The 6,692-nt window shown below is 58.1% G+C and carries 6 protein-coding genes; 3 read left to right on the forward strand and 3 right to left on the reverse strand.

What is annotated here, in order from left to right; translation table 11 throughout:
- The first annotated feature begins 24 nt into the window (after positions 1 to 24).
- From GTP46_RS25345 to GTP46_RS25355, 3 genes are all read left to right on the forward strand, one after another.
- Positions 25 to 966 (forward strand): CysB family HTH-type transcriptional regulator, encoded by a 942-nt coding sequence (locus tag GTP46_RS25345; protein WP_161009407.1) that lies wholly within the window; start codon positions 25 to 27, stop codon positions 964 to 966.
- 14 nt (positions 967 to 980) lie between these two features.
- Positions 981 to 1,634, forward strand: coding sequence for a class I SAM-dependent methyltransferase (locus GTP46_RS25350; protein ID WP_161009408.1), 654 nt, complete (start codon positions 981 to 983; stop codon positions 1,632 to 1,634).
- 128 nt (positions 1,635 to 1,762) lie between these two features.
- Positions 1,763 to 2,848 carry a porin gene (locus GTP46_RS25355; protein WP_371869758.1) on the forward strand — a complete coding sequence of 362 codons (1,086 nt, stop codon included), beginning with the start codon at positions 1,763 to 1,765 and terminating at the stop codon, positions 2,846 to 2,848.
- On the opposite strand, the gene GTP46_RS25360 is transcribed toward GTP46_RS25355, so the two are convergent.
- The 3 genes from GTP46_RS25360 to GTP46_RS25370 all read right to left on the reverse strand — a co-directional run bounded on the left by GTP46_RS25360 (position 2,845) and on the right by GTP46_RS25370 (position 6,231).
- A complete protein-coding gene (locus GTP46_RS25360) occupies positions 2,845 to 3,999 on the reverse strand; it encodes a PAS domain-containing sensor histidine kinase (protein ID WP_371869759.1) in 1,155 nt (384 codons plus the stop codon). The two genes, GTP46_RS25355 and GTP46_RS25360, sit on opposite strands and share 4 nt — an antisense overlap.
- Before the next feature lie 92 nt (positions 4,000 to 4,091).
- Positions 4,092 to 4,865, reverse strand: a complete 774-nt coding sequence (locus GTP46_RS25365) for a LytR/AlgR family response regulator transcription factor (protein WP_161009409.1) — start codon at positions 4,863 to 4,865, stop codon at positions 4,092 to 4,094.
- A 52-nt stretch (positions 4,866 to 4,917) separates the two neighbouring features.
- Positions 4,918 to 6,231 (reverse strand): sensor histidine kinase, encoded by a 1,314-nt coding sequence (locus GTP46_RS25370; protein ID WP_161009410.1) that lies wholly within the window; start codon positions 6,229 to 6,231, stop codon positions 4,918 to 4,920.
- Positions 6,232 to 6,692 lie beyond the last annotated feature (461 nt).

Raw genomic sequence — 6,692 nt, forward strand, 5'->3', positions numbered from 1 at the left:
TTTTAAGATGGGCCAAGACCTGCAATGAACCTTCACCAGTTGCGCTTTGTGCGCGAAGCAGTACGCCAGAATTACAATTTGACTGATGCCGCCAAGGCCCTGTTCACCTCGCAGCCGGGTGTTTCCAAGGCGATTATCGAGCTGGAAGAAGAACTGGGCGTGGATATCTTCACCCGCCACGGCAAGCGGATTCGCGGCCTGACCGAGCCGGGACGGCTGGTGCTGGAGTCGGTGGAATTGATTATGCAGGAAATCGATTCGCTCAAACGCATCGGCAAGGAATACGCGGCCCAGGACAGCGGCAGTTTCACCATCGCCACCACCCACACCCAGGCGCGCTATACGCTGCCGAAGGTGGTGCAGGCGTTTATGGTGAAGTTCCCGAAAGTAAGATTATCGTTATTGCAAGGCAATCCACAGCAAATCGCCGAGATGGTTCAGCGCGACCAGGCTGACCTGTGCATTGCTACCGAATCGATTGCCGGTGTGACCGGGCTGGTCACTTTGCCGTGCTACCAGTGGGAGCACGTGGTGGTGGTGGCGCCCGACCATCCGCTGCTGCGCAACAAGCAGCCGACGCTGGAAGAGATCGCAGCTTTCCCGATCATCACGTATGATGGCGCCTTTGCCGGCCGCAGCAAGATCGACCACGCGTTTTCCCTGCGCGGTTTGAAGCTGGACGTGCTGCTGGAAGCCATCGACGCCGATGTGATCAAGACTTATGTGGAGTTGGGCATGGGGATTGGTATCATAGCGGGTATGGCCTTCGACGCTGAGCGCGACAAGAACCTGCGCGCCATCCCTGTGGGCCACCTGTTCGGCATGAACGTGTCGCGGGTGGCGGTCAAGCAGGGCGCCTACCTGCGCAGCTATATTTACACCTTTATCGAACTGCTGGCCCCGACGCTCAACCGCAAGTTGATCGAACAGGCCATGAGCGGCGGAAAAGAGAACTACGAACTATAAAAGAAAGCATCAACATGATTACCAACCAGTTGACACAATATTACGCCGTCAACGCGGATAACTACGACCAAGTCTATGCGCAGGAAGCGCGCTATGACGATCTGGACGACCTGCAGGAGATGGTCGCCGAGCTGTTCCAGGACCACAAGGTGCTGGAACTGGGCTGCGGCACCGCCTATTGGACCGATTTGATCTCGGAAACGGCCGAATCGGTCCACGCCACCGATATTTCGCAGGAAATGTTGGATCTGGCCGAAACCCGTGGCCTCGACGAAGACATCGTCACGTTCGAGCAAATGGACGCCTTCAACCTGCCGGACGGTCTCGAAGGCAAGTACACGGCCGTCTTCATCGGCAATATGTGGTGCCACGTGCGCCGCGAAGACCAGGAAAAATACCTGAAAACCCTGCGCACCAAGCTGGGCAAGGACATCCTGCTGGTCATTATTGACGAGTCCTATGTCGACGGCAATTCGATGGTGATTGCCCGTACCGACCAGGAAGGCAATACCTTCCAGATCCTGACCGCCGACGACGGCCAGCGCTACGAAATCATGAAGAATTACCTGACCGATAGCACCCTGCGCAAGCGTTTTGCCAGCAATACGCGCCAGATCCGCGTCGAGCGGCTGGAGTACTACTACCTGCTGAGCTGCCGCCTTAAATAAGTTTTTTTCACTTGATGTTGATTTACAACAAATGATCGTTGTCACATTGTTGAAGTAATTGATAGGCATGATTCCGGCCGTGGAATCAACACCGCAATTTTCTTTCAACCTTATGTAGAGAACATCAAGTGAAAAAACTTACTCTGGCAGCACTGATCATCGGCGGCTTCGCTGCACAAGCTCAAGCTCAATCGAACGTGACGATCTACGGCTTGGTTGATGCCGGTATTGTTAGCGAGCGCGGTGGTGTAGCTGGCTCCGTGACCAAAGTCACCAGCGGCATTGGCGGCCAGTCCCGTCTGGGCTTCCGCGGCACCGAAGATCTGGGCAACGGTCTGTCGGCTATCTTCCAACTGGAAACCGGCTTCAAGGCGGACGATGGCTCGCTGGACAGCGCCAACACCATCTTCAACCGTCAAGCCTTCGTTGGCCTGAAAAGCAAAGATGCTGGCCAGTTGACCATCGGCCGCCAGTACACCCCACTGTACCTGGCCCAGAGCCAAGTCGCTGACCCGTTCGGCGCTGGCTACGCTGGTTCGATCAAAAATCTGTTCCCATCGGCTGGCGCCAACACCCGCGTCAGCAACGCGCTGGTGTACTCGACCCCAGTCATGGAAGGCTTCAGCGCGGACGCACTGTACGCCCTGGGCGAACAAGCTGGCAGCGCTTCGGCTGGCCGTCAGTTCGGCTTCGGCCTGAACTTCGCACAAGGCCCGCTGAACGCGCGTCTGGTGTACAACAACAAAAACAACGACACCGCTGCTGTTGGCGCTACCCCAGCCAAGCTGCAGGACACCGGCCGCAACACCATGTTCGCTGCTAACTACGACTTCAAAGTGGTTAAGGCCTACTTCGCTTACGGCGCCGACAAAGGTGTGAACAGCGCTTCGCTGCCAGTGGCCAACGCTTACGGCTACACCGTAGCGCCTAAAGCCAGCCTGGACAGCAACGATCTGCTGATCGGCGCATCGATCCCCGCTGGCAACGGTTCGATCATGGCTTCGTACATTCGCAAGAACGACAAGACCGTCAACAACCAGGACGCCGATCAGTGGGCACTGGGCTACCTTTACTCGCTGTCGAAGCGTACCCAGACCTATGTCGCTTACGCCAAGATCAAGAACAAGAACGGCGCCGGCTACACCGTTGGTAACAACAACGAAGCTGGTAGCGGCGACAAGGCCTTCAACATCGGCCTGCGTCACTCGTTCTAAGTTGTTTCCTCAGGTGGCAGCGGCAATCGGATCATGATCCGGGTGCCGCCGTCGCTGATGATGGCGATATCGCCATGTAGTGCCCAGACGCGTTCGCGCATCCCGATCAGGCCGAAGGACGATGCTTTGTCCATATCCTTTTCGGCGATGCCGCGGCCGTCATCATGGATGGTGATGTGCAAGGCCCCATCCGCGCGATACAGCGACAACACCACTTTGCGTGCCTCGGCGTGGCGGGTAATGTTGGTCAGCGCTTCCTGCGCAATGCGGAAGATGGCGGTGCTGTAGGCGTCGCCCAGTGTCAATTCCTCTTCATTGGCGTCCAGCGAGCAGGCAATGTTGTGGCGTGCCTCGAACTCATGGCGCAGGCTCTCCAGCGCAAAATACAGACCTCCCTCATCCAGTGCGCGCGGACGCAGGTTGCCGGCGATGCGACGCAGCGAGGTGATGGCCGACATCAGCAATTCATCCATGCCTTTTTGCAGCTTGCGGGCGGCGGCGCTGTGGCCGCTGTGCCGCTGTAGCAGCGCCAGGTCGCCGCGCAGGGTGGCGAGCAACTGGCCGAGATCGTCATGTAGCTCGCGCGCGATGTGCTTGCGCTCTTCTTCGCGGATGGTCTGCAGCGCTGCCGACAGTTCACGCAGCTGCGAATACGACTGCTCCAGCTGTTCCTGCACCTGCTTGCGCTCGGTAATGTCGCGCAGGATGATGGTGTAGATGCGGTTGCCGTTTTCGGCCAGCGAGGAAATCGTGCCTTCCAGTGGAAAGTGCTGGCCGCTGGCCTTGAGCCCGGTCACCGCGTAATCACTGGTGCGGCGGCCTTTCATACGCATGCGGATGCCGGTGTTACCGAAATATTGGGCGCTGCCGTTGCTGAGGTGCTGGCGCTGGTCGCGTGGGATAAATTGCGCCAGCGGGGCGCCCTGCATGGCCAGCGCGCTGGTGCCGAACATGGTGGCGGCGGCAGGATTGACCTGCAAGATGCGCTGCTGGCCATCGGTGGAAATGATGGCGTCGCTGGCGTGCTGGATGATGCCCCGGCTGCGTTTGGTAACGGCGGTGCCGCGCGCGCACTGCCAGCCCAGGCGCCACGACAGACGAGCGGTGGCGGCGGCGGCGCTGAGGAGCAAGAATGATTGGATGCGGCTCACGTGAATCTCCCTGCGGCCGAGGGGCCGCGTGGAGTCACACTAATTCAGTCGCAGGAAGGGGGAGTTGATGTAACTCAGGTGTTCACATCTGTTCACATCTGCTTGAATAGGTGCAGGAAGCTGCGGCTGACTTCCAGCTTGTCAGGGCGGCCCTTGATCATCACCAGGTGGCGGCCGCGGATGTCGCGCGTCACGCCTTCGATGGCGTTGACATTGACCAGAGTGGCGCGGTGGATTTGCCAGAACAGCGCAGGATCGAGCTCTTCGGCCAGGTCGCGTACCGGCTTGCGGATCAGCGCCTCGTATTTCTCGGTCTGCACGCAGGTGTATTTTTCATCCGAACGGAAGAACAGGATTTCCTCGACCGGAATCATGCGCAAGTCCTGGCCGATGCTGGCCTGGATCCATTGCAAGTGGGCCGGCTTGGGCGCGGCGATTTTCTCGGTCAGCTGCGCCAGCATGGCGGTCACGCTGGCGTTGACGTCGGTCGCGGCCGCTGCTGCCGGCTTGTTGAAGCGGGCTTTCAGGCGGTCGACCGTGATTTGCAGGCGCTCTTGCTCAGGCGGTTTCAGCACGTAGTCGATGGCGCCACGCTCGAACGCTTCCACCGCGTAGGCATCGTAAGCAGTGACGAACACGATGATGCTCTTGTTGCCGATGACGGAGGCGGCTTCCATGCCGGTCTTGCCCGGCATGCGGATATCGAGGAAGGTGAAGTCGGGATCGAGCTCGTCGACCAGGTCGATCGCTTCATCGCCGTTCTTGGCTTCGCCAATAATTTCCAGCTCGGGCCAGACTTGGCCGAGGCGCATGCGCAACTGGTCGCGCATCAAACGTTCATCATCTGCAATGATTGCTGTAGGCATCTTGTTCGGGTGTGTTGGTGGTTTAAAGTTGTTTAAATTTGTTTAAATAATTCTAACTTGATTTTGCCGCAAGCTGGTAGGGCACTTCAATGGTGACTATCACGCCGCTGGGGCTATTGGCGGCGATCAGCAGCTGGCCCTGGTCGCCGTGCAGCAATTTAAGGCGCTCGCGGATATTGCTCAGGCCGAGGCCGGTGCCGTCGCTGGGCTTGGCGCCGAAGCCGAGGCCGTTATCGGTGACGATCACACGCAGCTTGTTGTGGGCGACGTCGGCGCGCACTTTCAGGGTGCCGCCTTCGGGCTTGCCTTCGAGGCCGTGCTTGATGGCATTTTCCACCATCGATTGCAGCATCATGGGCGGGAAGGCGGCAGTGCGCAGGCCGTCGGGGATGTCGAAATCGACGATCAGGCGCTCTTCCATGCGCATTTTCAGCAGGTTGAGGTAGGCCACCACCATGTCGGCTTCACGGCCGAGGTTGGTAATCAGGTTGTTATCGCGCATTTGCGGCAGCACCGCGCGCAGGTATTTAATCAGGCTGCGCTGCATGGCCGAGGCGCGCGGCGGGTCGGTTTCGATCAGGTGTTCGACCGAGGCCAGGGTATTGAACAGGAAGTGCGGCTCGACTTGCGCCTGCATGGTCTGCATCTTGGCTTCGCTGAGCTGGCGCTGCATGGATTCGCGCTCGGCGGCGGCGGTGGCGGTCTGGGTTTCCGCTTCGGCGCGTTTTTTACTGCCCATCAGGAACTTGGTGGCGAACAGGGCCAGCACCAGCAGGGTGACGAAACTCTTGAACCAGGTGGAGGCTTGGCCGTGGTAGCGGGCGACTTTCTGCTCGGCGGCGGTGTCTACCGCTTCTTCAATGGCGTTGGACAATTCCTCGCCGATTTGTGGCGGCAGGTCGATGTGGACTTCCTCGCCCGGCAGCGTCGGCAGCGACGGCACGGAGGCGGTGCCGGCCTTGCCAGCTTTGGATGGCGCGGTCGGCGCTTCAGGTGCTTCCGGGGCGGCAGGGGCTTCCGGCGCTTCCGGCGGGGCGACCGGCGCCGTGCCGTCATCGCTACTCTTATTGCGGATCTTGCCGCGCGGGTTGAAGTGAATGCCGCTATCGTCGATCAGGATATTCGTATCACCGCTTTTGCGGTTCTGCATTTTGCTGTGCGAGTCGCGTTCGACTTCTTCCTGCACCGGATTGGACGAGAATAGTTCGTCCTGCAGGATGGAGCCGGCAATCAGCATCAGGACGGCAAACACCAGAAACTTCCACCACGACAGCTGGGTGACCCAGGTGGCGGTTACATCGAAGCCCCGATGCAGCAGGCTGCCGGCGGTCTTCAGGGTGTCTTGCACTTTAGGCGTAGGAAACATGAACGGCTTTCACTTTCACTCTTAACATGAAGCAAGTGTACCCAGCATCGCCTTGGGAAGCCATGCGATTGCGACAGTCTGCAAAAAATGGGGATTAGACGGTAATTGCAAAAGAAGGGCTTGCTAAACGCGACTAGCGTTTGCTATAGTTCGGTCCCTCGCAGAACACCGCAGACGCTGCAAAGCGAAACGATGAAAAACGAGGGGTTGACGAGATAAATCAAATGCTTCATAATCTCGCTTCTTCGCTGATGAACAAAACGCTTCTTCAGCTAGCAGTACAAGATCTTTAAAAAATTACAGTCGATAAATGTGGGCGTTTGATGCTGCAACAAAAAAGCATTAAATGCTCAACAAAGAAATATTCAGTAGAAATACTGTCAGTATTTTTGAGAAGAGCGAACCAGTGACCAGCAGTGGTCACAAACAGAGATTAAACTAAAGAGTTTGATCCTGGCTCA

This window comes from Duganella flavida (genome assembly GCF_009857445.1).
Lineage (GTDB): Bacteria > Pseudomonadota > Gammaproteobacteria > Burkholderiales > Burkholderiaceae_D > Rugamonas > Rugamonas flavida.